Below are 25,176 nucleotides of genomic sequence, written 5' to 3' on the forward strand. Positions count from 1 at the left end.
CGGACGCTTTTAGGCCGCCAGCAATTCATCGGCCGGGCCGAAGAATTCATAATGGATGCGATCACTCGAAACGCCAAGCGTCCGCAGATCACTGACCATCGACCGCAAGAAGGGCTTTGGACCGCAAATATAGAAGTTTGCCGTGTCGATCGGCGTATTTGCTTCCAGCCATCCTCTGGTGATGAAACCATCCTCGTCGTGAGAAAAACCGGCAACATCCCTGGCGGCGGGCTCGCTGTAGAAGGTGCTGACCGATACCCGACCGTGCCGCTGGGCAAGCGAGCGGACATGCTTGTCCATCGCGTGCGTCGAGCTGTTCATCGCTCCGTGAACGAAATGGGCTTCGACATCAGGATAGTCGCCGGCGATCGCCTCCAGCATACTGACCATCGGCGTGAGGCCCACGCCGCCTGACAACAGAACCATTTCGCTGGTTGGCTCCTCAGGCAGGTAGAAGTCTCCGGCGGGCGGCGTGACCTTCAACACCGTACCGACCGCGACGTGATCGTGCAGATAGCGAGAGGCGCCCTTGCCGTTCTCCTCCCGCTTGACCGAGATGCGATAGAAATCCTGATTTGGTCCGGACGAGATCGAATAGTTCCGCTTCATCTTGCTGCCATCGGGCAGGCTGAGATCGAAAGTCAGATACTGGCCGGCTCGATGAAGCGCGACGCCTTGCCCGTCGACCGGACGCAGGACGAACGATGTCACGACATCGCTTTCCTTGATTTTTTCGGCAACCCTGAATTCGCGCCAGCCGTTCCAGCCCCCGGCCCGCTTTTCAAGCTCGGCTCGTATATGCTCCTCTCGTTCGATCAGGGTGTCAGCAAGGAACCAGTAAGCTTCTCCCCAGGCATCAATCAGTTCCTCGGATACCGCCTCACCCAATACCTCGCGGATTGCTGCCAGCAGTGATTTGGCGACATAGGGATAATGTTCGGAGAGGATATGAAAACCGATGTGCTTATGCGCGATCCTTTCGATGACGGGCAAAAGAGGCGCGAGGTTATCGATGTTCTGCGCATAACCGACGATTGCCGCCGCCAGCGCGTGAACCTGAGAGCCATTCTCGCCGTGATTAGCCTGATTGAAGAGCGCCTTGATGTGCTCGTCCTTGAAGAGCAGCCAGTACATCGTCTTCGTTATGTCGCTCGCATGGGCGGCAACCGCCGGAGCACTCTGCTTCACCAGTTCAATGGTGCGTGCCGAAAGTGGGTTAGGCATGTTCTTTCCTTTCAATGCTATCAATATGGAGAGGGTCGCGATCGAAGAATTCGATCTGAAATTGAACAGGGCCGTGGAGCTCCAGGTGATGCTCCACCTCCGGCAGGACCCGGCCGATGTGATCGGGGCTTAAGGGGCTCACCGTCTGCCCTGTCACCAGGCGCATGCTGCCCGTCAGAACGCGGATGAGTGCCCAGGCGCCGGATTTGACCCGATGATTTTCGAGAAGTGCATTTGGCACAGTCGTTTCATCGAAGATCTTTGTCGTCTTGTATGGCTTCAGAGGTGGCGGTGCAGACTTTTCGGCCCGTAACTCAAGCATCTCCCCGGTCAGCGCCAGGTTCAGCCGCGAGGCAATCCGCCCCGCCTTGATCTGCATCTCTTGCGCGACCGCGAGCGGCAGCATCTCGTCTGTCGTCTCGCGCCAGATCGCAAGCCAGCGCTCAAACATGGCAGGTTCTATCTTGTCCGAATGAATCAGGTGGATCGCGACTGGATTGCCCTTGTATTTACCAGTCGTGAGCATGAGCGAAGACCAGAATTCAGTCAGTCGCTGCAAATGCTCCGGCCAATCCGCCACCACCGCGAAAACCGGACCAAGCATCAGATCGCGCCGGACTTTCTCATAGAACCGCTCCAATACTGGCAGAATCTGACTCTCCTGCAACTTGGCCGCATCCATCGCGTCACTCCTAATCATGCATCTGCAATGCATGTATACGCCGTCAGTAAAAGATGCTATTGAAATGCATCATTTCTTTTTGGGCGTTTTGACGCAGGTGCCATGAAGCTCACACGGTACACCGACTATGCGATCCGCGTGATGATTTACCTCGGATCACACGAGGGAGAGATCTCGTCCATCAAGGAGGTCGCTGACGCCTATGAAATCTCCCAGAACCATCTGATGAAGGTGGTTCAGGATCTGGCGAAAGCCGGTTTCGTGGAATCGATCAGGGGTAGAAACGGCGGAATCCGGCTCGGCCGTCCGGCCGCCTCCATCAATCTTGGTCGCCTGCTCAGACATACTGAGGGCCTTGACGATATTCTCGAATGCTCTTCCTGTTCCATCAGAGCCGGCTGCGGCATGCCGCCCATCCTGCGAGAGGCGACGGCCGCTTTTGTCGGCGTCTTCGATCGGTATAGCGTCGCCGACATCATAGAACGGAAAGACGTGCTGAGAACTCTCTTTGCCGCAGCATAGGCTGTAGACTGCCGAAAGGCTGTCAGCTTTCAGGTGCTTCCGCGCATCTCGACATGCGGCTCGATCAACAGATGACGAGCCTCTTCGCGGCCATCAATCCTGCCGAGCAGCGTCTCTGCCGCTGTTCTGCCGAGTGCCGCGGCGTTCTGGTCCACGCTGGTCAGGCCGACGAGGGGAATGGCCGCCATCGGCGAATTGTCGTAGCCGATGATGGCGAGGTCCTCCGGAACCCGGATGCCGCTCATGCGCGCGGCATTGATGAGGGGCACGGCATCGAGATCGGACCAGACGAAGACCGCACGGGGGCGATCCTCTAAGGCCAGGAAATCATTGATTGCCGCCCGACGGTCAGCGCCTACCGACGGCAGGCGGATGATGCGGCCTTCGAGCCCCGCCGCCTTCGCGCCATCCAGATACCCTTTCTCGCGCTGCAGGGCGACGATAGTCGGCGGCGAGTCGGCAAGGTCGTAGCCGAGCATTGCGATGTCCCGATAGCCGCACTGCAAGGCGGCTTCGACTGCCAGATAAGCGCCCCTGTGGTCATCGGAATTGACGGTGTCGTAGGTCTGGGCATGCGGCTCGTGATGGGCGATGACCGCGATCGGAATTTGCCGCGCATAGAGCTCAAGGATTTTGCCCGAGATTCGCGGAGCGATGATCAACACGCCATCCATACGGTTATCGATCATCGATTCGATCATCGAAGCCTCGATCGGACTTGTCGAGCGGCCGATCCCGATCAACGCCTTGAAGCTGCTTTCCGCCAGCGTGGCGTTGGCCTCCTCGATGACGCCCGCCAGGAACGGGTTCGACAGTTCGATCACCAAGACGCCGACCGTCTGCGTGCGGCCACGCATGGCGCGGGCTGCGACAGAAGGTCGGTAATTCAGCTTTTCAATCGAGATCTCGACCTTCGTACGCAGGACTTCGCTGACGCCGTAAGCGTTGCGAAGGACCTTGGATACCGCAGCGACGGAGACGCCGGCATCCAGCGCCACATCGCGGATCGTAACCCTGTCCCTCGTCGCGTTAACGGTCTGATTTTTCATTCCAAATTGCCTCACTCTCAAGTGTTGGGAAATTATAGGCACAAAACCTCTTGCGCGGCAATTGATAATGTAGAATGATATACATAGAACGATACACACTGAGCGACCGCTTGAGGAGATTGGCGGTTGAGGGAGGCTCCAAATGAAGACTGTTTCGGCCCACGGCAGCGCCGGAGAAGACGGCCTTGCCGGTTCTGCTTTCCAGTTTACAGCGTCGATGATCGGCCCGTCCTGCGATAGTGGCCAGGCAACATCAGGCACCTTCGTCTCACGCGAATTCGCGCTCGACACCGTTCCAGCGGAAGCAACCCTGCGCATCTCGGCCCTCGGTCTCTACCGCGCTTTCGTCAATGGCGAGCGCATCGGCGCTGATCTTCTGACGCCCGGTTGGACCTGCTACGATGACCGGATCGCCTATCAGACCTATGATGTCGCGAAGTTCCTGCAACCCGGCGCCAATCGCATCGAGATCTGGCTCGGCGACGGCTGGTATCGCAGCCAGCTGATGTGGGCTTCCAATCCAATTATCAATTGCTGGGGCGACCGGACGGCGGCGATCGCAGAATTGCGTACCGGCGGTGAAACGCTTCTGAAGACGGATGACAGCTGGAAGAGCGGCTTTACCCCCGTTGTCCGCAACGGGATCTATTATGGCGAGGATTATGACGCCCGTATCCGACCGCAGGACAGTCACGGCGTCGACGTTCTCTCCTTCGACAAGGCTTTGCTCGTTCCTCACGAGGCCGGCGCAGTCAAGGAACTGGCCGGGCTCTCTCCCATCGACCGCTGGACGGAGGCCGATGGTCGGATTGTCTATGATTTCGGACAGAATGCTGGCGCCTATATTCGCCTGCGCCTCAAGGGTGCAGCCGGTGGGCAGGTACGCGTCGAGCATTCCGAGGTGCTCGGCCCTGACCGCTTCTTCGACAATCGCAATTACCGCAGCGCGCGTGCCGAACTGATCTATACGCTCTCAGGTGAAGCCGAAGAGGAATACGCGCCTCTCTTCACCTTCATGGGCTTCCGCTATGCGCGCATCACCCTGACAGGCCAGGTTGAACTGATCGCGATCACTATGGTGCCGATTACCTCGGTGCCAATAAGTGCCGGCGGCTTCACGTCAGGTGTTGCGGCCGTCAACCGGCTCGTCGACAATACCATTTGGTCGCAGCGTTCCAATTTCATTGAAGTGCCGACGGATTGCCCGCAGCGCGATGAACGCCTCGGCTGGACCGGCGACGCCCAGGTCTTTGCCGGAACGGCCTGCTGGCTTGCCGACAGCCAGTCCTTCCTCAGGAAGTATCTTCGCGATGTGGTCCACGACCAGCGTGCCGACGGCGCAGTCCCACATTTTTCACCTGATCCGACGCGGCTTCACCCGATCGACGGGCGCGGCGATTGGGCGGGTTCAACCGGCTGGGGCGATGCGATCACCATCATTCCGTGGCAGCTTTACCTGCATTACGGTGACAGCGCCGTATTGGAAGAATGCTTCCCTGCAATGCTTCGCTGGCTCGATTACCTCTGGGGTATCTTCGATGGACCGATTATCCGTCCTCCGGCAGTCTGGGGCGCGCATGGCTTCACTTTTGGCGACTGGTTGCAGCCGGTCGGAGACAACCGGAAGCCGCGCCCGACCGTGGCAGACGATTGCGCAGCGACCCTTTATCATTTCATTTCCACCCAGCTGACGGCAAAGATCGCGCGCATTCTGGGTGAGACTGTCGAAGCAGCAAGGCTCGACAAGCGCGCTGATGAAATCAAGGCCGCGTTCAAGCACGAATTCTTTTCGCCCTCCGGCCGCATTGCCCATAACGACCAGACGTCCTGGTCTTTGGCGTTTCTCTATGGCCTCGTGCCGCCGGAATATGAACCTGCTGCTCGTGACTATTTCCGCCGGGTGGCGGAAGAAACAGACGGCGTTATCGGCACAGGCTTCATCGGCACCCCTGCCCTGCTGCCGGCGCTGACCCGGCTCGGCATGCTGGACCTTGCCGAGAAGATGTTCCTGAACCGGAAGGTTCCGGGATGGCTGTATCAGGTCGAGCGCGGCGCGACATCGATCTGGGAGCGATGGGATGCGCTCGCCGAGGACGGCACGATCTATGATCCCGACATGAACAGCTACAACCATTATGCCTATGGCGCGGTATGCCAGTGGCTCTTCGAAGATGTCGCCGGCATCAAGCCGCTGGAAGACAAGCCCGGTTTCGAGGAAGTTGCCTTCGATCCTGCCATCCTGCCTGCTCTCTCGCCGGTTTCGGCCTGGCATGACACGCGCTTTGGCCGTATCGAAGCTGGATGGGCCCTGGAGGGGGAGACCGTCACGTGCCGCCTGGCGCTGCCGCAGGGCGTGACTGCGCGTCTGCAAGGCAGGGGCGACCGCAAGTCGCTGCGGGCAGATGGCACCCTGATCGAGCAAGGTGAGGAGACCAGGCTCGGCGCAGGAGAACATACGATTACGTTTTCTATCTGATGCGGTTGCTCGCGGGTTTTCGATCCGCGGGCAACCAGCCCAACGCATTCCGGTCTTCAAGAGGAGGAAATGACTATGCGAATGACGAAGTGCAGCATCCTTGCAGCCAGTATCATGGCTCTTGCCGCTGGAGTGGCCCATGCGGATGTGACCCTCAGCGTCCTGATCGACACCAATCCGGAGACGATTGCCTCGTTCGATGCCGTTTCCAAAGCCTATATGGAAAAGCATCCCGACGTCACATTTGATGTCGAGCAGCGTGCCGGAGGCTCGGAGGGCGATAACATCATCAAGACTCGGCTCGCCACCGGCGAAATGGCCGATATCTTCCTGTATAACGGCGGCTCCCTCTTCCAGGCTTTGAAGCCGCAGGAAACGATCGCAGATCTTTCCGATCTTCCGTCGGAAGCCGGAATTCTCGACAGCTTCAAGAAGGTCGTCACCAGCCCGGACGGCCATGTCCGCGGCCTTCCTTTTGGTCCCGCCATGGGCGGCGGCATCTTCTACAACAGAAAGATCTACGCCGATCTCGGGCTGACCCCGCCGAAGACATGGGCGGAGTTCATGAGCAACAACGAGAAGATCAAGGCGGCCGGCAAGGTTGCCGTGGCGCAGACCTATGGCACGACCTGGACTTCGCAGCTCTTCGTGCTTGCCGACTTCTATAACGTCCAGGCCGAGGTTCCGAATTTCGCGGCCGACTATACCGCCAACAAGATCAAATATGCCAATACGCCTGCTGCGCTTCGCGGCTTCGAACATCTTGAGGAGGTCGCGAAAGGCGGTTTCCTCAACGCGGACTTCGGCGCGGCGACCTTTGACGATGGCATGCGCATGGTCGCCACAGGCGAAGCCGCTCACTATCCGAACCTTACCTTCGGTATCGGCAACATCCAGCAGAATTTCCCTGACAACCTGAAGGATCTGGGCTTCTTCGCCCAGCCCGGAACGGACGCTGCCAAGAACGGCCTCACCGTCTGGATGCCTTCCGCGCTCTATGCTTCCGCAAAGTCCGAAAACCTCGAAGGGGCCAAGAAATTTCTTGATTTCGTCGGCTCCAAGGAAGCGTGCGACCTGATGGCCAAGGCCGTTCCCTCGGGTCCCTACCTCGTCAAGGGATGTGAACTTCCCAAGGACATTCCGCCGGTCGTTTCCGACATGCTGCCCTATTTCGATACCGAGGGACGCAACGGTCCGGCGCTCGAATTCCTCTCGCCCGTCAAGGGACCGGCGCTTGAGCAGATCACGGTCGAGGTCGGAACCGGCATACGCTCCGCCAAGGATGCGGCCGCGCTCTACGACCAGGATGTCGAGAAGCAGGCCAAGCAGCTCGGCCTGCCGAACTGGTAACCTTCCAGCCGATCCCTCACTCACCTCTTGGAGCCTGGGTGGGGGACGCTTCACGGTGTCCGTATGATAAAACGCAAGTCACCCTATCCCTACTGGTTCGTCCTGCCGGCGGCGGTGATATTCACCGTCCTCTTTCTGGCTCCGACGGTCGCCTCCTTCTGGTTCAGCCTCACGCGCTGGGACCTGTTCACCACGCAGTTCATCGGCCTGGAAAACTACCGGCAATTCTTCCGCGAACCCTTTCTGATCCAGGGCCTGGTCAACACCGTCATCTATGCGGTGCTGACCTCGGGCACGAAAACCGTTCTCGGTCTCCTGCTCGCGGTGCTGTTGACCTCCGGCCTTTGGGGACAAGGCCTGTTGCGCACCGTGATCTTCTTTCCGGTTCTGGTATCGACGATCGGCGTCGGCATCACTTTCTCGGTGCTCATGCATCCGACACGCGGGTTGATCAACGTGGCGCTCGCCGCCATCGGCATCCACGGCCCCGGCTGGCTGACCGATCCGGCTCTTGCGCTCTACTCCATCGTCTTCGTCGACCTCTGGAAGGGCATCGGGCTTGCGACCGTGATCTATATTGCCGGGCTCGCATCGATCAGCCCCGACTATTATGAGGCCGCCCGCATCGATGGTGCGACCCGCACCCAGATGTTCTTCCGCGTGACTGTCCCGTTGGTCAAGCCCGCGACGGTGACGGTCGTGACGCTCTCGCTGATCGGTGGCCTCAGAAGCTTCGACTTGATCTGGGCAATGACACGCGGCGGCCCCGGTTTTTCCTCGGATGTGCTCGCAAGCGTCATCTACAAGCAGTACCAGGCGGGCTTCTACGGCCTTTCGACGGCTGGGAATGTCATCCTCTTCCTGCTCATCGGCGTCATTGTCCTGCCGCTGACGGCCTGGTTCAACCGCAAGGAGGTGGATCTATGAGCCGCCGCCAGCTCTATACCGGGATTGCGGCATTGGCCGCTTGCGGTGTGATCTTCGTGCTGCCGTTCATCTTCATCTTCGTCACGGCAGCCAAGACGAAACAGGATGCGGCAACGCTGAGATTCAGCTGGCCGGTCGAGTGGCAGCTCTGGCAGAATTTCATGGAGGTCGTGCAGACCCGCAATTACATGCTGCTGCTCGCCTACTTCAACTCGACCGTCATCACGGTGGCCGCCGTCACCCTGCTGGTGCTATTCGGTGCCATGGTCGGCTACGTTCTGCAGCGCCGCCCCTCACGCTGGAATACTATCATTTATGGCTGCGTGCTCGCCGGCTTGATGATCCCGCCGGCCATTGTTCCGACCATCTGGGTGCTGCAACTCCTCGGCCTTTTCAAGACCTTGTCCGGCATGGTGCTGATCCAGGTCGCCTATGGCCTCGGCTTCACGGTTCTCCTGTTTCGCAGCTTCATCGCAACGATCCCGCGGGATCTCGACGAGGCCGCCATCATCGACGGCGCAAAGCCATTCCAGATCTTCTTTCGTGTCATCCTGCCACTCCTGAAGCCGGTCACTGTGACTGTTATCGTTGTCCAGTCGATTGCCATCTTCAACGATTTCACCAACCCGCTCTACTACCTGCCGGGCCGGGAAAACGTCACGGTGCAGCTGACGCTCTATAATTTTCAGGGCCAGTTCCAGACCCAGTTCAACCTGCTGTTCATGAACATCCTTCTGGTGACTATTCCGCCCCTGATCGTCTTCATCTTCTTCAACCGGCAGATCGTGGCAGGCATGACCGCCGGCGCAGTCAAGGGATAAGCCATGACATCAGTTGTTCTCGAAAGTGTGCGTAAGAGCTTCGGCAGCCTGGAGGTCATGAAGGGCGTCGATCTCACCGTTGAGCCGGGAGAATTCTGCGTCTTCGTCGGCCCGTCCGGCTGCGGGAAATCGACCCTGCTGCGCATCATCTCCGGACTGGAGACGCAGACTTCGGGCAAGGTCTTCATCGACAGCAAGGACATGACCTATGCCGAACCATCCGAGCGCGGGATCGCCATGGTGTTTCAGTCCTATGCGCTCTATCCGCATCTGACCGTTGCAGAAAACATCGGCTTCGGCCTGTCGCTCGCCAGGCGACCCAAGGCAGAAATCGCCGAAAGGGTGAAGCAGACCGCCGATATCCTGCAGCTGTCGCACCTGCTCGATCGCAAGCCGAAGGCACTGTCGGGCGGGCAGCGGCAGCGCGTGGCGATCGGGCGGGCGATTATCCGCAATCCAAAAGTCTTCCTGTTTGATGAGCCGCTGTCTAATCTCGATGCGTCGCTACGCTCGCAGATGCGCATCGAACTGACTGAACTTCATGCCAAGCTCGGAGCGACCATGATCTACGTCACCCACGATCAGGTCGAGGCGATGACGATGGCCGACAAGATCGTCGTTCTAAATGGCGGACAAATCGAGCAAGTCGGAACGCCGATGACGCTCTACAACAATCCGGCCAGCCCCTTCGTGGCCGGCTTTATCGGCTCGCCGAAGATGAACCTGTTCGAGGGAGAGATCGCCGCACAGGAGGGATGCCGGACTTACGGTATCCGGCCCGAACATATCACGCTCTCGCCGACGGAAGGCAAATGGCAGGGCAAGGTGCGCCATATCGAGCGGCTCGGCGCAGATACGGTCGTCTACCTCGATGTGCCGGAATTGCAGACACTTGTCGTGCGTACGGATGGCGACCGGCCGGTGACAACAGGTGAAACGCAGTTCGCCTCACCGCTCTCCGGGAAAGAACACAGGTTCTCCTGATCTCTATCGTACGATGCGGAAGTCGCCCGGTATCTCATCGAGATTTGCCGGCTCCGCTTTCACGTCTGCCACGGAGGAGCCGGCCGGACCGCTCCAGAAACGCTCGAGCATGGAGCCGGTGGCGCCTTGAGAACCGACGATCAAAGCGCTGACCGAGCCGTCGGCCTCGTTCCTGACCCAGCCCGTCAAGCCGAGCTGAAGGGCCTGACCGCGGGTCCAGGCGCGATAGCCGACACCTTGCACCCCGCCGGTGATGTGCACACGAAAAGCATCCTGGGTCGCGGTCATCTGGGTTCCTCTCCGACAACCAGATGATGTCGCTCCCGGCGCTCTTTGCAAGGGCCATGTTTCCGTCGGCGGAAGATGCACCCCGTTCAACACCTCTTCTTGCGGGGCAGATCTTGACGATCGGCAGTCGACCTAGCGCCCGAGCGCGACTGGATCGACCCTATCCATGCCCGCGATCGAGATCGGTCTTCGAAGGCAAATTCAGGGCGTCTCAACCAGCGGCGGAGATAGCGCCGATCATCGAACGCATGTCCCGCCGAAAATCGGATGGAGACATGCCGGCGATATTGCGGAAGGACTTATTGAAGGCGCTGATCGAGCCGAAACCGCTATCCATCGCGATCTGGAGAACGTTCGCCCCTTCGCCCATCAGTTGCGCCTGGGCATGCGAAAGACGCAGCAGATTGATGTATTTGCTGATCGTCATACCCGTCGTCTTCTTGAACAGGTTCATCGCATATTTCGGATGAAGATCGACCGCGCGGGCAATTTCGACCGTATCGATGTCCTGCAGGAAATTGCTCGCGATGAAATCGCACATACGCGCGACGCTGCGGGAAAGATGCGAATTGGGCTGCTCAAGCTCGTCTGTGCTGGTGCCCGGAACCATCAGATATGATTCCAGGGCAATCCGTTCGATGCGCAGAAGCAATTCATCGACGGCATGCTGCGTCTTTCTGACATCATTGGATCTCGCATAGTCATACCAGCGCGGGAAATTTGCCTCATCCGCCGCATCGGTCGCCGATGTCAGCAGGATTTCCCCCTTCATCAGACGGGTGCCTATGGTCGGAGGCAGGCGCATCCTGAAGAAATAGACGAGCGGCAGATGCGCGCCCGCATAAAGCGAATCATCTGAGGACTCATCCATCTGATGCGGCTGCCCGCCCCAGAAAAGGCACATCTGGCCGGCTTTGAGCGTGATGTCATGGTCGCTCATGCGATAATGGACGCTGCCGCGCATGATGTAATTGACCTCGACCTGGGCATGCCAATGCGGCATCGCCATAACAGGCGGATGAGCATAAAACATCTGCAGCGCCATCGGCATGCCTTCAATCGTGCTGGCACCAGGCTGGTAAACAGGTTTACCAACGACCTTACTTTCCGCCAATTCTATATTCCCTTTTTATGAGACAGCCGCTCCCGCCGCGCTAAATTAGCCACGTTCGCTCAGCGACGGCAATTGAAAAGGGAGGATTTTCATGCGCTCTAAACTCATCACTGCAACGACAGCGCTTGTGCTGCTTGCATCCGGATCTGCCTACGCGCAGTCCGCAACACTTACCATCTGGAGCTGGAATGTCGCAGCTTCCGCTCTCAAATCGACGGTCGAAGGCTTCAACAAGCAGTTTCCAGACATCAAGGTCGATGTCCAGGATCTCGGCAACCAGCAGGTCTTCGACAAGACACTCGCCGCCTGCGCTGCCGGCGGCGATGGCCTTCCCGATATCGTCACGATAGAGAATTTCGAGGCGGAAATCTTCTGGAGCCGCTTTCCGGATTGCTTCGCCAATCTGAAGGACCTCGGCTACAACGCCGACATGCAGGCGAAATTCCCCGAGTTCAAGCGTACGGAGCTTGAAATCGGTGATGTCGCCTACGCCATGCCCTGGGATTCCGGTCCGGTCACCGTCTTCTATCGTCGCGACTATTATGAAAAGGCCGGTGTCGATCCGAAGTCGATCGCAACCTGGGACGATTTCATTGCCGCCGGCAAGAAGGTCTCGGCAGCCAATCCCGGCGTCGTCATGGGCCAGGGCGATTTCAACGGCGACAGCGAATGGTTCCGCATGCTCGCCAATGAACAGGGCTGCGGTTATTTCTCGACCGATGGCCAGTCGATCACCATTAACCAGCCCGCTTGCGTGCAGACGCTGGAAAAAGTCAAGGCGATGAAGGATGCCGGCACGCTGACGGCGGCGAACTGGGATGAGAAGATCTCCTCCAACACCGCCGGCAAAGTGGCAAGCCAGGTCTTCGGCGGCTGGTACGAAGGCACGATCCGTTCCGGCTCTCCCGATCTGTCAGGCAAGTGGGGCGTTTACGCCATGCCGGGCATGACCGCAGACAGCCCGCATGCCGCCAACCTCGGCGGCTCCTCGCTCGCCATCAATGCCAATTCGCAGAACAAGGAAGCAGCCTTCAAATACCTGACCTATGCGCTCACCACCAACGAGGGGCAGGTCACCATGCTGAAGTCGTTCGGTCTCGTACCGTCGCTGCTGTCGGCTGTTCAGGATCCCTTCGTCAACCAGCCGCAGCCCTATTGGGGCGGCCAGAAGATCTGGGCCGACATCCTGGCTACCCTGCCGAAGATCGTGCCGAGCCGCGGTACGGCCTTCCAGACGGATGCGGATGCCATCTACAAGACGACGCAGACGAAGTATTTCGCCGGCGGCTTTCCCGATGCGAAGGCGGCTCTCGACGATGCCGCCAAGCAGATTGCATCGGCGACCGGTCTTCCGATCGCACAATGAATGGCAAGCCGGGCGCCGAAGCGCCCGGCCTCGCCTGCCGCGGGAGGCGGTCGGCACATTCGTTTCGGTAAGGAGGATTCATGCCGATCAGAAACCGCAGCGCCTATGCGTTCCTCGCGCCCTATCTTCTGGTCTTTGCCGCCTTCTGGGTCTGGCCGATCATCAATTCGTTCCTGATCTCGTTCCAGAACACGCGCATCAATCCGTGGAAATTCAGCCTTCAGGCCAATTGGGGGCGCCTCTTCGCCGACCCGGCCTTCTACAACGCCGTCTATAACACGCTCATCATCCTGGTCATCCAGGTGCCTGTCATGATCGCCCTTGCGACCATCATGGCCGTGCTGCTCAATTCGCCGCTTCTGAAAGCACGCGTCCTGTTTCGTTTCGCATTTTTCGCGCCAGTCGTGGTTGGCGAGGTCGCCTATGCGGCTGTCTTCCGGCTGATGTTCAATCTCGATTTCGGCATCATCAACAAGCTGATCGGCGCAGCAGGCCTCGCCCCCGTTTCCTGGTTCGACAATGCCAATGCCGCCATGGTCGTCATTATCATTGCCGTCACCTGGCGATGGGCGGGCTACAATGCCATCATCATCCTGGCCGGCCTGCAATCGATCCCGGAAGATGTCTACGAGGCGGCTACGCTCGACCGCGTCAGCAAGCTGCAACAGTTCTTCCACATCACCCTGCCGCTCCTGAAACCGATCATTCTTTTCTGCGTGGTTCTGTCCGTCATCGGTACGATGCAGCTCTTCGCCGAACCTTTCCTCATTACCAACAGAGGCGGACCTGGCGGTGGCACCGAGACACTTGGCCTGCTGCTCTATCGCCAAGGCTTTACATCGCTGAACTTCGGTTATGCCTCGGCGATCGCCTATACGATGGCAGCGCTCGCAGTCGCGATCTCGTTGCTCAACCTTTGGGTCGGGAGGGAGCCGAAATGAGATCCAAGTCGCAATCCCTTCTCATCCGCCAGATCGCCCTGCACGCTTTCCTGCTGCCGCTCGCAATCATCTGGCTCTTTCCGCTCTGGATGATGTTCGTTTTCTCGACCATGCCTGATTACGGCATCTTCAGCCCGCAGATCGTGCTCTGGCCCTCGACCAATTTCGTCGCAAACTTCCAGAACCTGCAGGCGGACACGAATTTCATCGGCGCAATGGTGATCTCCATCGTTGTTGCCACCGTCTATACCGTCTTATCCGTGCTCCTGACCTCCATGGCCGGTTGGGCACTCGCACGCTACCGCTTCGTCGGCCGTTCGCTGGTCATCGCCATCATCCTCGGCACGATCACCCTGCCCTATTTCGTCGTGGTCATTCCGCAATTCATCATGGTCGCGCGCGAATTCAAGCTCGCCAATACCTGGGTCGCCCTTATCGTGCCGCCGCTCTTCAATTCGCTCGGCGTGCTCTTCATGCGGCAGTCCTTCTCCATGATGCCCAACGATCTCTTCGATGCAGCCCGCGTCGAAGGCGTCAAGGAATGGCAGATCTTCCTGCGCATCGCGCTGCCGCTCGCCCGGCCGACCATGGCGGCACTGGCAATCATCCTCTTCCTCGCCTCCTGGAACAATTATCTCTGGCCGCTGCTGATCAATTCGAAGCCCGGCATGATGACGGCTCCGGTGGCGCTCGGCGTGCTGATCGGCCTCACCAAGGTTTCCTGGGGTGGCATCATGGCGGGTGCGGTGCTTCTGACTGCACCGATCCTCGTCGTCTTCGTGGCTCTGCAGCGTCACTTCATCGCCGGCATTGCGGCCGGCGCAATCAAATAATCGAGGGGCCTATGGCAGAGCTTTCACTCAATAATATCGTCAAGCGCTACGGCGCGCTTGAAATCATTCATGGCGCCGATCTGGACGTGAAGGACGGCGAGTTCGTCGTCTTCGTCGGCCCCTCCGGCTGCGGCAAGTCCACGCTGCTGCGCATGATCGCCGGCCTTGAGGATATTACCGGCGGCGAGCTAAAGATCGGCGGCCGCGTCGTCAACGATGTCGAGCCGGCCGACCGTGGCATTGCCATGGTTTTCCAATCCTACGCGCTCTACCCGCATCTGACTGTCGAGGAGAACCTGAGCTTCGGCCTGCGCATGAATGGCAACCCGAAGGACGACACCGAACGGCGCGTGCGCCATGTCGCGGAAATCCTGCAGATCACAGAATTGATGAAGCGCCGGCCGAAACAGCTTTCCGGCGGCCAGCGCCAGCGCGTCGCAATCGGCCGCGCCATCGTGCGCGAACCGCAGGTCTTCCTGTTCGACGAGCCGCTGTCCAATCTCGATGCGGAACTGCGCGTGCAGATGCGCGTCGAGATCTCCAGGCTGCACAAGCAGCTCGGCACGACGATGATCTATGTGACACACGACCAGACGGAGGCGATGACGCTCGCCGACAAGATTGTCGTTTTGCGCGCCGGCAATATCGAACAGATTGGCGCGCCGCTCGATCTCTATGACGATCCGGCTAACCAGTTCGTCGCCGGCTTCGTCGGTTCGCCGAAGATGAACTTCCTCAAGGCCGAGGTGACCGAGATACAGGCCGGCAAAGCGACAGTCGTGCTCGCGGACGACAGAACGGTGCGCCTCGCGGTACCATTGCATGACCTCATCACATCGGGCACGCCCGTCACGCTCGGCATTCGGCCAGAGCATTTCGGCGAGATGGGTCAGGGCGAAGCGGATCTGACGGTTGCCGTCGATGTCGCCGAGCACCTCGGCAACACCAGCTACATCTACGCAAACTTTGGCGGTGAGCAGCTCATCATCGAACAGCCAGAATCCCGCAGCCTCGGCAAGACTGAGCGGCTGACCGTGTCGCTGTCCGCCGCCCGCACCTTCCTGTTCGATGCAGCCGGCAAGCGGCTCCGATAACGCAATCCCAAGACAGAAAGACGAAAGAGGATAGTCATGACTTCAGATAATCCGATCCGCTGGGGCATTATCGGCCCCGGCACCATCGCCCGCACTTTTGCCGATGGCGTCGCGCATTCGCGCACCGGCAAACTCGTGGCGATCGCCACCCGCAACCCCGACAAGCCAGGCCTTGCCGATGGTTTTCCGGGTGCGCGCATCGTCAATGGCTATGAGGCGCTGTTGGCCGACAAGGAGGTCGACGCGATCTATATCGCCACGCCCCATACCGGGCATGCCGAATGGGCCATCAAGGCAATCCGCGCCGGCAAACATGTGCTCGTCGAAAAGCCGATCGCTCTCTCGGCCTATGATGCCGAGGCGATCTATTACGAGGCGAAGAAGGCTCGCGTTTTTGCCGGCGAAGCCTTCATGTATCGTGTGCATCCGCAGACCGAGAAGCTGGTCGAGCTCGTCAAGAGTGGCACGATTGGCGAAATCCGCATCATCCGCTCCAGCTTCGGCTTCAGCATGGGCACCTACAAGCCGGAACACCGCCTTTTTGCCAATGAAACGGCGGGCGGCGGCATTCTCGATGTTGGCGGCTATCCCGTTTCCATGGCTCGGTTGATTGCCGGTGCAGCAGCCGGAAAGCCGTTCCTGGATCCGGAGAAGGTTTCAGGTGTCGCCCATCTCGGCCAATCCGGCGTCGACGAATGGGCGTCGGCCGTGCTCAAATTCCCGAACGACATAATCGCTGAAGTTTCGTGCTCGATCATGGCGCAGCAGGATAACGTACTGCGCATCATCGGGTCTGCAGGCCGCATCGAAGTCAAGGATTTCTGGTTTGCCTCCGGCCACAAGGGCGGCGTCGGCAAAATCGAGATCTTCAGGAACGGCGAGCAGGAGACGATCGAAGTCAAGGAAGACCGCTGGCTCTACTCGTTCGAAGCGGACGCTGCCGGTGACGCGATCCGCGCTGGCGAACAGGAATTCCGCTCGCCGGGCATGAGCTGGGCAGATTCCATCAACAACCTCAAGGTGCTCGACCAGTGGCGCGCCTCGGTTGGTCTCGAATATGGCGTCGAGAAAGCAGCCAAGCGCACCCTGAACATTGCCGGCGGCGTTGTCCGGCGCGGCAACTCGATTCCGCAGCGCCAAATCCCCGGCATTTCCAAGCCGGCCTCGGTCGTCACCCTCGGCTTCGAATTCTTCCCAAATTTCGCTGCCGCCTCGCTGACGCTCGACACCTTCTATGAAGCTGGCGGCAATGTCTTCGATACAGCCTTCGTCTATGGCGGTGGCAAGACGGAGAGCATTTTCGGCGACTGGCACACGAGCCGGCAGGTTCCGCGCGAGGAGATCGTGGTGATCGGCAAGGGCGCCCACTCGCCGCTCTGCTATCCTGATGTCATCAGCAGGCAACTCGATCAGTCTCTCAACCGCCTGAAGACCGACTATGTCGATATCTACTTCATGCATCGCGACAATACCGACGTGCCGGTCGGCGAATTCGTCGATGCCATGGATGCCGAGGTCAAGCGCGGCCGCATCCGTGGCATCTTCGGCGGCTCGAACTGGACGCGTGCGCGTTTCGACGAGGCGATCGCCTATGCTAAGAAGAACGGGAAGCAAGCACCTGCCGCCCTTTCCAACAACTTCTCGCTCGCCGAAATGCTCGATCCGATCTGGGCCGGCTGCGTTGCTGCCTCGGACGATGAGTGGAAAAAGTGGCTGAACGAAAAGCAGATCCCGAACTTCGCCTGGTCGAGCCAGGGCCGCGGCTTCTTCACCGACCGGGCCGGCCGCGACAAGCGCGATGACGAGGAGATTGTTCGCTGCTGGTATTCGGATCGCAATTTCGTGCGCCGTGACCGGGCAATCGCGCTTGCCAAAGAGCTTGGCCGGCATCCGATCCATATCGCGCTTGCCTATGTTATCGCGCAGCCGTTCCCCGTTATCCCGCTGATCGGACCGCGCACGATCGCCGAGCTGGAAGACAGCCTTTCGGCACTGAACATCACGCTGACGCCCGAACAGGTGAAGTGGCTGGAGGGCTGATTGCCTCGCCCAGAGAGTACGTGACGACATGCGGCGGGCCTCAACGCCTGCCGCTTTTCTGTTGCGCGACGGCGCAGCGGCCAATGACAACTAATCCATCGGTGTTGCATTCTCGCCATTGCCCTCAACCATAGGTCATCTAGTGTAGGGCCGCAGCAGGGAGCAAGGCGATGACGCGAACGGTTTGGCCGAAGGAAGCGCTGACGTCAGAGACGATGAATTTTCTCGACGGCATTCACCAGGAATGGTGCTCGGCCGCGCGTTGCAGCCGTAGCAGCAATCTTGGAATGGCAAAGGCGAAAGCGTTGGTCGACTGGTTCGAATTCGGTGTGCGGGATCGCGAAGAGTTGCTCGGCCTGCTCTCGGAAGATTTTTCCGGCGCCGCCTGAGGCGCCCCACTTGTTTTTGCCGTATTGGCGCTACCTCACTCTGAACGATACAATGAGGAGACGCCTTTGCGTAAATATCTAGTATTATTCGGCATTATCCTGTTTCCGACGACAGCTTTCGCGCAATCTCCGGATCTGGAGGCGACATGTCAATCAGTCGCCAAGGGCTTCTTCATGAGCGATCAGCTTTCGATCGGCACGGTTCAATCCTTCCCCGAACTCAAGCCACCCGGCGTTCGCATGACCTATTCGACGCGATCGGGAACCGCACCGGGTGAGATGACCGATACGTTCGAATGCGAATTCGACAAGGTTGACAAGCCGCATCATCTTGCGCGGTTCTGCGTGTCGAATAGCTGTTATTCACCAAGTGAAGATGATGCCGATCGAAAACGCCGCTTCGAGGAAGCTCGAATCCTCCTGGAGCGAACCGAGAAATAATCTACCTATGCGCGACTAGTGTCGCGTGTGAATGTCTCCGCTCTCACCCGCGCCCTGCAGCAGAGCCGCATCGTCGCGATCGTCTTCATCGATCAATTCCTGCATCGTCTCGTGTTCGTCATCCTCGCTGAACTCGTCGGATGCCTGCAGCCAGTGGCGAAGTGCGGCTCCTTCCGGGCGGCCCTCTTGCTCCCAAATCTCGTAGGCGCGCTGCCGAATTGCTTCTTCCTTGTCCCTAGCCATTCTGTTGCCTCCAATCGCCCCAATCTGCCGGCGTTCTCTCGTTAGTGGGCGACGCCGGTGATCGGATCGACGATCGCCCGCTCGCTTTCATCCCTGGCACCCGGCGGCTGGACCGTCGGTGGAGCACTGGCTTCCTTGTCCGCACGATCTGGCGCTTCCACAATCGGTCCGACATCCCTGGGACGGCGCTGTTCGGCTTTGGCGTTGGTATCCTTCGTGCCCATGACGCATCTCCTTTCCTAGGAAACACCGGCATTCGTTCGAGGTTCCGCCGCAGAGTTCAAATGAGGGCCTTGCCACGCCGCTCCGGCCGACTGGCAGGAGCGAGATGGCGGAGCCGAGGAATTTTTCCCGGCTATCAGAACTTCTCTGTCGTATCGGCCTTGCCCTTGACCCAGTAGCCCGAGGCCTTGATCCAGCTCAGCGGATAGCCGCGTTCTTCGACGAGATAGGTACGGATTGCCCGCACCACCGACGCTTCGGCTGCAATCCAGACGAAGGTCTGGGGAACGATATCGATCCCCGCCAGGGCAGCAATCAGCGGTTCGGCGTTCGTCGCATCGGACAGAGGACGGTAAACCCAACGCGTTCTGAGCGCTGCAGCTGTCTCGAAGGTTTGCTCTTCTTCCGGGCCTGCGACTGCGGCGATTGTCGCAATGGTCGTATCGGCCCCGCTCTCCTCGATGCGCCGGCCGATGGCAGGCAAAGCCGTCTCATCGCCGATCAAAAGCCATGTCTTCACACTCCCGGCAACCACCGCTGAGCCGCGCGGGCCGCCGATTTCAAGAGACATGCCTGGCTGGGCGTCGATTGCCCATTGCGTGACCGGACCGGCCTCGTGCAGGGCAAAGTCGATCGTCAGGCTGCGGGCAGCGTTATCATAGCGGCGCGGCGTGTAGTCCCGACGTTCCTCGGCGCCATCGGCGCCTGGCACGATGATCTTGATGTGATCGTCAGGTGCAAGGCTGGTGAAATCGGCGAGGTCTTCACCCATCAGCACGATGCGCCGCATGCCGGGCGTGATATCGGCCACGCTTTCGACCGTCGGCGAACGGCGGCGCAATTCATGGCGGACCCGTTCGATAGCAGGTGCAGGGAACTGGGGATGTGTGGAATGGTTGTTATCCATCATGTCCTTCCGGGGCTTCGAGAAACGATCCGCAGGACACAGTCGCGCAGATCGAAGCCGCAAAGCCGTTCGATCATACGCGTTGAGTGACGTTAACGCTTACGTGGCTGGATCGTCTCCGGCCAATAATCCTTCTCTAGCGAAGGCCGGAACACGACGCAATAGAAACTTGAGTGATTGTCTCCATTTTTTGAGTGCTACCCAGACCTCAAATTCGGCCCGTAACCCTAAAGTTGTTGGATGCACGATTTTCACAAGCGATCGGTATGGTTCTTGCAACGTTACCAATATCCTTACGTTGGGGAGACCAAGTGTAATGGAATGGAACACATACGAGCGCTTTCCCCCTCTGGTGCTGATGCTGGGTGGCCGGGAAAAATACAGGGTCCTCAGAACGTTGAGAGACGCCGCTGAGGTTTTGATAACGGACTGGCCGTCAGAAGACGGCGAGGAATATGTCGTGGCCGTCAAGGCCTGCGTCGATGCGATCAGCGGACAGATCGATGTTGGCGAACTGCAGAACGCTATTCGTCGTGCGGCAGCTGAAGCCGGCATTGCGATCTTGACCGTTGTTCACTGAAGCCAGTCACCCGCGGCCAGGGCCGCGGGACTGACAACTGAAGCTTGCCGTCTTGCCTGAAAACCGCGACGATGTCGCCAGGCAAGGTTTGGCGATGATGAGATGCGGCATAGGCTTAGTGGCTGCGGCGCTGGTTTCCGCAGCGTGGGGTATCTTGGCGACCACGGCCAGCGCTGCCGAGCCATCCGCTCCAGAAGCGGCTTGCCTTTACCAGGGGGACGCTGGTGACGGGCAAACGCTCTGCATTCGAAAAGATCACTTCAATGCCGATCTCTGCGCCGTCATGGACCGTTTCGCAGCGATCCATGACATCCCACCTGCCTTCTTCGCCCGGCTGATCTGGCGCGAAAGCCTGTTCCGCCCTGAAGCGGTCAGCCCGAAAGGCGCGGAGGGTATTGCCCAATTCATGCCGGGCACTGCCCGGCTGAGGGCATTGGAAAACAGCTTCGATGTCGTCCAGGCGCTCAAAGCGTCGTCCAGTTATCTCGACGAACTCAGGCTTCGTTTCGGCAATCTCGGACTTGCCGCCGCTGCCTATAATGCCGGTGAATCCGGCCTCAGCCGGTTTCTCTCCTCCGACCGCCTGCCGATCGAGACCCGCGACTATGTGTTCGCGATTACCGGGCAGACCGTCGAGACCTGGCGGGACAGCCCTCCGGAGACCGCTGCGCCGGAGCTGCGGGACGGCATGCCGTTCCGTGACGCATGTGTGGCGCTTGCCGAAACCCGACAAATGAACGAACCGGTCCTGACCGGATCGGCCGACTGGGCGCCGTGGGGCGTACAGCTTGCCGCCCACTACAATCCGTCCGTGGCCGACCGGCTCTTCACCATATCACTCACAAAGCTTCCCGAACCGCTGAACGCCGAGCGCGCCCTGATCGTGCGCCAGAGGGGCGGAAACTTCGGCTATCGCCCGCGCTATGCCGCCAGGATCGGCCGGGAGACCCGCGCCGAAGCGACCAAGCTGTGCAGTACGATCCGCGCCGCTGGCGTTGCCTGTACTGTCTTCCGAAACCGCTAATCCGAAGTACATCGCGGCTCAGCCTATCCGACAGTTTAGTGCCGAAGTGCCGCCAGGCTTGCTACGTTCGCGGGCCAAGCATCAAGGGGATTGAAATGATCAAAGCTGCCGAAGCTACCAGCAAACCCATCGAGACAGACACCTCGGAACAGGAGCAGGACGACTTTCTCGAGGAGTCGCTTGAGGAAACATTTCCGGCAAGCGATCCGATCGCACCCGGTCGCCCATGGCGGGAGCCGTCAAAGGATAGCCCTTCCACCTGATGGATCGCAATCGGCGACCGCCAGTACCGGTCCAGGATCTGCACTGGTGAATGATACCCGCAGAACCCCGATAGAGCTTATCGAGACTATTGGTGACTGGGGCCGTTGCCCGAAAAGAATAAGGCGTCTGCCGGGGGAGGAGATCCAGCAGACGCCTTTTATGACGCGTGGCAGCGGGAGGAGGATGCCGCCACGTATACGCTGGCTCGGGAGGAGGTAAGCCGCGTCTCGGACAAAGCGACGAGGGAGGAGTTTCATCGCTTCGTTGAACTGGGATATAGGCCGGTCGCTGCCAGTCTTCTAGGCACATATTTGCAAAGCTGCCATGCGTTATGCGTCAGACGAAGAGCTCATATGACGCAAAAAACGCGCCCGCCTTCATCAGGCGAGCGCGTTTGGTATTCATTAAGAACTGGTCTTAGCGGCCGACGGCGGCGCGTGCGACGTCGCGGATATCGCCGCGAGCAATGCCCAGGTCGTTCAGTTCGCGGCTCGACATACGGCCAAGCTCAGTAACGGTTTGACGATACTTGCGCCAGTTGTTGAAGGTGCGTGCGATGCTCATTGTAATCCCCTTTCCGTGGGTCCAGCGACAGCTGCCAGGTAGCGGCGCTTCGTTCGCTTTGATGAGAAATATATAATATGGGGTTGCGGGAATGAGTAGCGTTCAGACTACAGTTCACCTATGCACACAACGCATGACGATGTAGCTAATGGCCTCTTCTGAGGCAGTTTCCTATCCGTGAGTATAGTTTGAAGGAGGCCTGCCGAAACCCCATGTGACCCCCACGATCCTCCAAAGCCGATCAGGGGCCATTCGATGTCTAGCTCAGTCTGCGAAACCTATCCTGGAATATGCAGTAAATACCGTCTCGCTCACCCTCGTCCTGTCCGCCTGTTCCATCCCGCAAACGACAATAGGCGAAATGCGATCCGGCCAGCCGTCGCCGCTCTACCCACTAGTGTTCCAGTGTCCGGGGCCAAACCGATGTCTGCTCTGGAAGTCGGATCGGTGATTTCGCTGCTGGGGCTGCTCGTCTTCGCCGCCCATGAGGAGATCGTGGCCGTCGCCCCCGCAGTCGGCTCCGCTCTCGAACATTTTCTCGCAGGTGCGCCGGTCGCCCCGTGGTAGCCGCAGCATCTCATCCTATTGCAAAGCTTGCCCGGATCACCCAAGTGCATTTGGGCAATGCTGGACATGACTGATGCTCTTCGAAGATTCACGGCTGACGATCGGTGTCGTTCTCCCCATGCAGGAGCGAGAGCGGCACGACATCGACTTCGGCCTTCAGTTGGAGCTTGCTCGCCGCGCCGATGAACTCGGCTTCTCGGCAATCTGGGTCCGCGACGTCCCCTTGAACAGTCCCGCCTATCCTGATCCCATCGGGCATTCCGACCCATGGGTGCTGCTTGGTGCGCTGGCGGCATCTACCCGTTCGATCGCATTGGCGACCGGCGCAATCGTTCTGCCCTTGCGCCATCCACTTCATGTCGCCAAAGCGGCCCTGTCGATGGACGTCCTATCATCGGGCAGGTTTGTTCTCGGCCTTGGTTCCGGCGACCGCCCGTCGGAGTTTGGGGCCTTCGACCGCAGTGTCGACGACCGGCGCGAATTGTTTCGTTCCAACTGGGCTGCACTCAGCAATGCGCTTGACGGCCATGTCGGCTCGCAGACAAGTGAGGACCAATTCGAGATCCGTCCGCGCAGCGGGCGGCGCCTTCCACTGGTCGCCGTCGGCTCGTCCTCGCAATCACTCGAATGGATCGCCAGAAACGCCGGCGCCTGGATGACCTACCATCGGCCCCTCGGCGCGCAGAAGGACCGGATAGCCCTATGGCATGGGGCGGTACAGCGTACGACCACTGAATTCCGGGGCATGGGTCAGGCCATGGCCCTCGATCTCCTGGATACGCCATCAGACCACATCGACGAGATCAATCTCGGATATCGAACCGGACCAGAAGGATTGCTCGCCGCCCTATCTTCCCTCCGCAATCTCGCCGTTCACCACGTTGCTTTCAACCTGCTCGTCAACGGGCGCAAGGCTCTCACCGATCTTGAGATCATCGCACGGGAAGTTCTGCCACGGCTGAACCAGGCCGCAGAACTGCAGGCGTCTCGATAATCTCTGAGGTACGCGGTTAGCGATCGAAGAAATTCTGCCAAGTCTTCTCGCCAATAAGGCAGTCCGTTGTGGGCTGGTTCATCTCAATTTTGCGGATCTGTGCGGGCAGTTCGAGCCCGCTGATTTCCCAGACCAGCTTCCTGCGGACGGCAATGGCAAAATCCTCGATCTTATGGACAGGCAAGACGAAGGAGCCGGGGCCGCCGATCACGCAGTCGCCGTAATATTTGTCGAGTCCCTCGGGCACATCGGATGGTCGCAGCATGATGGCCAGTCCGTTGATGACGATGCCCGCCTCCAGAGCCGCATCGCGTGCAGGAGTGACGGGGTCGCCGGAATTGTTGGGACCGTCGCCCGAGACGTCGATCACCTCGCGATTCCCCTTATAGGGGCTTGCGGCAAGCAGCGACGCGCCTTGAACGATCGCTGCGGATATGGATGTACGGCGCTGGGTAGCAATCGGCCGCGCTTCCAGTTTGTCGGCAAAATCCAGCGCATCTTTCTCCGTCTCGATCACCTGCCAGTCGATGACGGAGCCGGGCACGACATAGCCGGCCCATTCGAAATAGCTGACAGCGATCCGCCCGGTCAGCCCTCCCTTTACGGCGTCGAGGAACTCCTTGTGCCGCAACGCCTCGACATAGCCCTCGCGCTGGATGCGGACCTCTTCGTAATCCATCGAACGGGACGTATCGACGGCGAGCACCAACTCGACATCGACTTCGTTTTGACTGGATTGCGCGATCGTGGCGGCAGCGCCGGACAGGCTCGCAAGCATCGCAAGTGTTGTCAGCATCATCACTTCCCATCACTGCGTTATGCCGAGAACTCTAACATAATAGCTTGGCGCGACGGCGAGTGCTGCCAGAGTGCATCCTGTCAATTTTCGGTGATGTCGGGTGCCATCGAACGAACGGGCAGCATTTGAAGAGTCGTGTCTTCGCGATCGGCTTCACTACTTGTGAAGAACTCACAGCCATTCTGCGGGACACTTGGCGATTCGCCCAGCAATGACGGAGATAGCATGCCGCTTCTGCAGTTTCCCGCCGACCGACGCACAGCCGATATCAGGCGCTGCGCCGAGGCCCTTCAGAACCTTCACGGCGAGGCCGCCAACCGCTTCTGGCGGTCGGAGATGGCCGGGTTTGCGGCCAATTTAAGAGAACAGGGTTGCAGCGATCACGAACTATCGCGGCAGGCCGCCCTGTTCATGGATGCGGTACAGATGGAGCTTCAGGTCGTCTACGCCGCAGCGGCAGAGCGATAGAAA

Annotated in this window: 28 protein-coding genes and 1 pseudogene; 19 read left to right on the forward strand and 10 right to left on the reverse strand. The window is 59.3% G+C overall.

The genetic code is table 11. From position 1 onward, the window contains the following. Positions 1-9 precede the first annotated feature (9 nt). Both hmpA and AC1DTN_RS08690 read right to left on the reverse strand, forming a co-directional pair. A complete protein-coding gene (hmpA, locus tag AC1DTN_RS08685) occupies positions 10-1,224 on the reverse strand; it encodes an NO-inducible flavohemoprotein (RefSeq protein WP_477920458.1) in 1,215 nt (404 codons plus the stop codon). Beyond that, the gene (locus AC1DTN_RS08690; protein ID WP_439017932.1) at positions 1,217-1,906 is read right to left on the reverse strand and encodes a TehB-like domain-containing protein; all 690 of its coding nucleotides are present in this window, start codon (positions 1,904-1,906) and stop codon (positions 1,217-1,219) included. Before AC1DTN_RS08690 ends, hmpA begins: the two co-directional genes overlap by 8 nt. A 102-nt stretch (positions 1,907-2,008) precedes the next feature. Between AC1DTN_RS08690 and AC1DTN_RS08695 the strand changes: the two genes are divergently transcribed. Then, positions 2,009-2,428 (forward strand): RrF2 family transcriptional regulator, encoded by a 420-nt coding sequence (locus AC1DTN_RS08695; protein WP_439017931.1) that lies wholly within the window; start codon positions 2,009-2,011, stop codon positions 2,426-2,428. 29 nt (positions 2,429-2,457) lie between these two features. Here the strand turns inward: AC1DTN_RS08695 and AC1DTN_RS08700 are convergent, their stop codons facing one another. Then, the gene (locus AC1DTN_RS08700) at positions 2,458-3,477 is read right to left on the reverse strand and encodes a LacI family DNA-binding transcriptional regulator (RefSeq protein ID WP_477920461.1); all 1,020 of its coding nucleotides are present in this window, start codon (positions 3,475-3,477) and stop codon (positions 2,458-2,460) included. A gap of 142 nt (positions 3,478-3,619) precedes the next feature. On the opposite strand from AC1DTN_RS08700, the gene AC1DTN_RS08705 reads away from it, so the two are divergent. From AC1DTN_RS08705 to AC1DTN_RS08725, 5 genes are all read left to right on the forward strand, one after another. Beyond that, a complete protein-coding gene (locus AC1DTN_RS08705; RefSeq protein ID WP_477920463.1) occupies positions 3,620-5,953 on the forward strand; it encodes a family 78 glycoside hydrolase catalytic domain in 2,334 nt (777 codons plus the stop codon). Positions 5,954-6,022: 69 nt separating this feature from the next. Then, the gene (locus AC1DTN_RS08710; RefSeq protein WP_477920465.1) at positions 6,023-7,303 is read left to right on the forward strand and encodes an ABC transporter substrate-binding protein; all 1,281 of its coding nucleotides are present in this window, start codon (positions 6,023-6,025) and stop codon (positions 7,301-7,303) included. A 63-nt stretch (positions 7,304-7,366) separates the two neighbouring features. Next, positions 7,367-8,230 carry a carbohydrate ABC transporter permease gene (locus AC1DTN_RS08715; protein WP_113320032.1) on the forward strand — a complete coding sequence of 288 codons (864 nt, stop codon included), beginning with the start codon at positions 7,367-7,369 and terminating at the stop codon, positions 8,228-8,230. Beyond that, the gene (locus AC1DTN_RS08720; protein WP_113320033.1) at positions 8,227-9,051 is read left to right on the forward strand and encodes a carbohydrate ABC transporter permease; all 825 of its coding nucleotides are present in this window, start codon (positions 8,227-8,229) and stop codon (positions 9,049-9,051) included. The genes AC1DTN_RS08715 and AC1DTN_RS08720 overlap by 4 nt, the downstream gene beginning before the upstream one ends. 3 nt (positions 9,052-9,054) lie before the next feature. Continuing rightward, positions 9,055-10,035, forward strand: coding sequence for an ABC transporter ATP-binding protein (locus AC1DTN_RS08725; RefSeq protein WP_113320034.1), 981 nt, complete (start codon positions 9,055-9,057; stop codon positions 10,033-10,035). Positions 10,036-10,038: 3 nt separating this feature from the next. On the opposite strand, the gene AC1DTN_RS08730 is transcribed toward AC1DTN_RS08725, so the two are convergent. Continuing rightward, a complete protein-coding gene (locus AC1DTN_RS08730) occupies positions 10,039-10,323 on the reverse strand; it encodes an acylphosphatase (protein WP_113320035.1) in 285 nt (94 codons plus the stop codon). A gap of 211 nt (positions 10,324-10,534) precedes the next feature. Next, a complete protein-coding gene (locus tag AC1DTN_RS08735; RefSeq protein ID WP_113320036.1) occupies positions 10,535-11,443 on the reverse strand; it encodes a helix-turn-helix domain-containing protein in 909 nt (302 codons plus the stop codon). Positions 11,444-11,528: 85 nt separating this feature from the next. Here AC1DTN_RS08735 and AC1DTN_RS08740 point away from each other — a divergent pair, with 85 nt between their 5' ends. From AC1DTN_RS08740 to AC1DTN_RS08770, 7 genes are all read left to right on the forward strand, one after another. After that, complete coding sequence (locus AC1DTN_RS08740) at positions 11,529-12,803, forward strand: ABC transporter substrate-binding protein (protein WP_113320037.1); 1,275 nt, start codon at positions 11,529-11,531, stop codon at positions 12,801-12,803. Positions 12,804-12,883: 80 nt separating this feature from the next. Beyond that, positions 12,884-13,744 (forward strand): carbohydrate ABC transporter permease, encoded by an 861-nt coding sequence (locus AC1DTN_RS08745; RefSeq protein ID WP_113320038.1) that lies wholly within the window; start codon positions 12,884-12,886, stop codon positions 13,742-13,744. After that, positions 13,741-14,577, forward strand: coding sequence for a carbohydrate ABC transporter permease (locus AC1DTN_RS08750; RefSeq protein ID WP_477920469.1), 837 nt, complete (start codon positions 13,741-13,743; stop codon positions 14,575-14,577). The genes AC1DTN_RS08745 and AC1DTN_RS08750 overlap by 4 nt, the downstream gene beginning before the upstream one ends. Before the next feature lie 11 nt (positions 14,578-14,588). After that, positions 14,589-15,671: an ABC transporter ATP-binding protein gene (locus tag AC1DTN_RS08755; RefSeq protein WP_477920471.1), complete on the forward strand. Its 1,083-nt coding sequence runs from the start codon at positions 14,589-14,591 to the stop codon at positions 15,669-15,671. Between the two features lie 36 nt (positions 15,672-15,707). Further along, complete coding sequence (locus tag AC1DTN_RS08760; RefSeq protein WP_477920473.1) at positions 15,708-17,711, forward strand: aldo/keto reductase; 2,004 nt, start codon at positions 15,708-15,710, stop codon at positions 17,709-17,711. A 170-nt stretch (positions 17,712-17,881) separates the two neighbouring features. Continuing rightward, entirely contained in the window at positions 17,882-18,100 is a 219-nt protein-coding gene (locus tag AC1DTN_RS08765; protein WP_113320042.1) for a hypothetical protein, read from the forward strand. A 66-nt stretch (positions 18,101-18,166) separates the two neighbouring features. Further along, on the forward strand, positions 18,167-18,541 hold the full coding sequence (locus AC1DTN_RS08770) for a hypothetical protein (RefSeq protein ID WP_113320043.1): 375 nt from the start codon (positions 18,167-18,169) through the stop codon (positions 18,539-18,541). Positions 18,542-18,574: 33 nt separating this feature from the next. Here AC1DTN_RS08770 and AC1DTN_RS08775 read toward each other — a convergent pair. From AC1DTN_RS08775 to AC1DTN_RS08785, 3 genes and pseudogenes are all read right to left on the reverse strand, one after another. Then, a pseudogene (locus AC1DTN_RS08775) lies at positions 18,575-18,784 on the reverse strand (DUF2934 domain-containing protein); the annotation flags it as partial. 41 nt (positions 18,785-18,825) lie between these two features. Beyond that, positions 18,826-19,008 carry a hypothetical protein gene (locus AC1DTN_RS08780; protein WP_113320045.1) on the reverse strand — a complete coding sequence of 61 codons (183 nt, stop codon included), beginning with the start codon at positions 19,006-19,008 and terminating at the stop codon, positions 18,826-18,828. A 134-nt stretch (positions 19,009-19,142) separates the two neighbouring features. Continuing rightward, positions 19,143-19,913, reverse strand: a complete 771-nt coding sequence (locus tag AC1DTN_RS08785) for a siderophore-interacting protein (RefSeq protein ID WP_477920476.1) — start codon at positions 19,911-19,913, stop codon at positions 19,143-19,145. Between the two features lie 316 nt (positions 19,914-20,229). Between AC1DTN_RS08785 and AC1DTN_RS08790 the strand changes: the two genes are divergently transcribed. The 3 genes from AC1DTN_RS08790 (at position 20,230) to AC1DTN_RS08800 (ending at position 21,780) form a co-directional block, all read left to right on the forward strand. Beyond that, positions 20,230-20,493 carry a DUF982 domain-containing protein gene (locus AC1DTN_RS08790; RefSeq protein WP_442206701.1) on the forward strand — a complete coding sequence of 88 codons (264 nt, stop codon included), beginning with the start codon at positions 20,230-20,232 and terminating at the stop codon, positions 20,491-20,493. Between the two features lie 94 nt (positions 20,494-20,587). Beyond that, positions 20,588-21,517, forward strand: coding sequence for a lytic transglycosylase domain-containing protein (locus AC1DTN_RS08795; RefSeq protein ID WP_477920666.1), 930 nt, complete (start codon positions 20,588-20,590; stop codon positions 21,515-21,517). Between the two features lie 95 nt (positions 21,518-21,612). After that, complete coding sequence (locus AC1DTN_RS08800; RefSeq protein ID WP_477920478.1) at positions 21,613-21,780, forward strand: hypothetical protein; 168 nt, start codon at positions 21,613-21,615, stop codon at positions 21,778-21,780. 418 nt (positions 21,781-22,198) lie between these two features. Here the strand turns inward: AC1DTN_RS08800 and AC1DTN_RS08805 are convergent, their stop codons facing one another. After that, entirely contained in the window at positions 22,199-22,345 is a 147-nt protein-coding gene (locus tag AC1DTN_RS08805) for a DUF1127 domain-containing protein (protein ID WP_113184802.1), read from the reverse strand. A gap of 423 nt (positions 22,346-22,768) precedes the next feature. On the opposite strand from AC1DTN_RS08805, the gene AC1DTN_RS08810 reads away from it, so the two are divergent. Beyond that, positions 22,769-22,912: a hypothetical protein gene (locus tag AC1DTN_RS08810; RefSeq protein ID WP_477920479.1), complete on the forward strand. Its 144-nt coding sequence runs from the start codon at positions 22,769-22,771 to the stop codon at positions 22,910-22,912. A 73-nt stretch (positions 22,913-22,985) separates the two neighbouring features. Next, the gene (locus tag AC1DTN_RS08815) at positions 22,986-23,906 is read left to right on the forward strand and encodes a TIGR03571 family LLM class oxidoreductase (RefSeq protein WP_477920481.1); all 921 of its coding nucleotides are present in this window, start codon (positions 22,986-22,988) and stop codon (positions 23,904-23,906) included. A 16-nt stretch (positions 23,907-23,922) separates the two neighbouring features. Here AC1DTN_RS08815 and AC1DTN_RS08820 read toward each other — a convergent pair whose 3' ends face one another. Continuing rightward, complete coding sequence (locus tag AC1DTN_RS08820) at positions 23,923-24,702, reverse strand: DUF1194 domain-containing protein (protein WP_477920483.1); 780 nt, start codon at positions 24,700-24,702, stop codon at positions 23,923-23,925. A 228-nt stretch (positions 24,703-24,930) separates the two neighbouring features. Between AC1DTN_RS08820 and AC1DTN_RS08825 the strand changes: the two genes are divergently transcribed. Beyond that, on the forward strand, positions 24,931-25,173 hold the full coding sequence (locus tag AC1DTN_RS08825; RefSeq protein ID WP_025668238.1) for a DUF6074 family protein: 243 nt from the start codon (positions 24,931-24,933) through the stop codon (positions 25,171-25,173). Positions 25,174-25,176: the final 3 nt, after the last annotated feature.

This window comes from Rhizobium sp. 01T444 (assembly GCF_056398305.1).

Excerpts from the sequence above, each read along its gene's own strand:
- hmpA (WP_477920458.1), bottom strand. The coding sequence starts at position 1,224 with ATGCCTAACCCACTTTCGGCACGCACCATTGAACTGGTGAAGCAGAGT.
- AC1DTN_RS08690 (WP_439017932.1), bottom strand. The coding sequence starts at position 1,906 with ATGGATGCGGCCAAGTTGCAGGAGAGTCAGATTCTGCCAGTATTGGAG.
- AC1DTN_RS08695 (WP_439017931.1), top strand. The coding sequence starts at position 2,009 with ATGAAGCTCACACGGTACACCGACTATGCGATCCGCGTGATGATTTAC.
- AC1DTN_RS08700 (WP_477920461.1), bottom strand. The coding sequence starts at position 3,477 with ATGAAAAATCAGACCGTTAACGCGACGAGGGACAGGGTTACGATCCGC.
- AC1DTN_RS08705 (WP_477920463.1), top strand. The coding sequence starts at position 3,620 with ATGAAGACTGTTTCGGCCCACGGCAGCGCCGGAGAAGACGGCCTTGCC.
- AC1DTN_RS08710 (WP_477920465.1), top strand. The coding sequence starts at position 6,023 with ATGACTATGCGAATGACGAAGTGCAGCATCCTTGCAGCCAGTATCATG.
- AC1DTN_RS08715 (WP_113320032.1), top strand. The coding sequence starts at position 7,367 with ATGATAAAACGCAAGTCACCCTATCCCTACTGGTTCGTCCTGCCGGCG.
- AC1DTN_RS08720 (WP_113320033.1), top strand. The coding sequence starts at position 8,227 with ATGAGCCGCCGCCAGCTCTATACCGGGATTGCGGCATTGGCCGCTTGC.
- AC1DTN_RS08725 (WP_113320034.1), top strand. The coding sequence starts at position 9,055 with ATGACATCAGTTGTTCTCGAAAGTGTGCGTAAGAGCTTCGGCAGCCTG.
- AC1DTN_RS08730 (WP_113320035.1), bottom strand. The coding sequence starts at position 10,323 with ATGACCGCGACCCAGGATGCTTTTCGTGTGCACATCACCGGCGGGGTG.
- AC1DTN_RS08740 (WP_113320037.1), top strand. The coding sequence starts at position 11,529 with ATGCGCTCTAAACTCATCACTGCAACGACAGCGCTTGTGCTGCTTGCA.
- AC1DTN_RS08745 (WP_113320038.1), top strand. The coding sequence starts at position 12,884 with ATGCCGATCAGAAACCGCAGCGCCTATGCGTTCCTCGCGCCCTATCTT.
- AC1DTN_RS08750 (WP_477920469.1), top strand. The coding sequence starts at position 13,741 with ATGAGATCCAAGTCGCAATCCCTTCTCATCCGCCAGATCGCCCTGCAC.
- AC1DTN_RS08755 (WP_477920471.1), top strand. The coding sequence starts at position 14,589 with ATGGCAGAGCTTTCACTCAATAATATCGTCAAGCGCTACGGCGCGCTT.
- AC1DTN_RS08760 (WP_477920473.1), top strand. The coding sequence starts at position 15,708 with ATGACTTCAGATAATCCGATCCGCTGGGGCATTATCGGCCCCGGCACC.
- AC1DTN_RS08765 (WP_113320042.1), top strand. The coding sequence starts at position 17,882 with ATGACGCGAACGGTTTGGCCGAAGGAAGCGCTGACGTCAGAGACGATG.
- AC1DTN_RS08780 (WP_113320045.1), bottom strand. The coding sequence starts at position 19,008 with ATGGGCACGAAGGATACCAACGCCAAAGCCGAACAGCGCCGTCCCAGG.
- AC1DTN_RS08785 (WP_477920476.1), bottom strand. The coding sequence starts at position 19,913 with ATGGATAACAACCATTCCACACATCCCCAGTTCCCTGCACCTGCTATC.
- AC1DTN_RS08790 (WP_442206701.1), top strand. The coding sequence starts at position 20,230 with ATGGAATGGAACACATACGAGCGCTTTCCCCCTCTGGTGCTGATGCTG.
- AC1DTN_RS08795 (WP_477920666.1), top strand. The coding sequence starts at position 20,588 with ATGATGAGATGCGGCATAGGCTTAGTGGCTGCGGCGCTGGTTTCCGCA.
- AC1DTN_RS08800 (WP_477920478.1), top strand. The coding sequence starts at position 21,613 with ATGATCAAAGCTGCCGAAGCTACCAGCAAACCCATCGAGACAGACACC.
- AC1DTN_RS08805 (WP_113184802.1), bottom strand. The coding sequence starts at position 22,345 with ATGAGCATCGCACGCACCTTCAACAACTGGCGCAAGTATCGTCAAACC.
- AC1DTN_RS08810 (WP_477920479.1), top strand. The coding sequence starts at position 22,769 with ATGTCTGCTCTGGAAGTCGGATCGGTGATTTCGCTGCTGGGGCTGCTC.
- AC1DTN_RS08815 (WP_477920481.1), top strand. The coding sequence starts at position 22,986 with ATGCTCTTCGAAGATTCACGGCTGACGATCGGTGTCGTTCTCCCCATG.
- AC1DTN_RS08820 (WP_477920483.1), bottom strand. The coding sequence starts at position 24,702 with ATGCTGACAACACTTGCGATGCTTGCGAGCCTGTCCGGCGCTGCCGCC.
- AC1DTN_RS08825 (WP_025668238.1), top strand. The coding sequence starts at position 24,931 with ATGCCGCTTCTGCAGTTTCCCGCCGACCGACGCACAGCCGATATCAGG.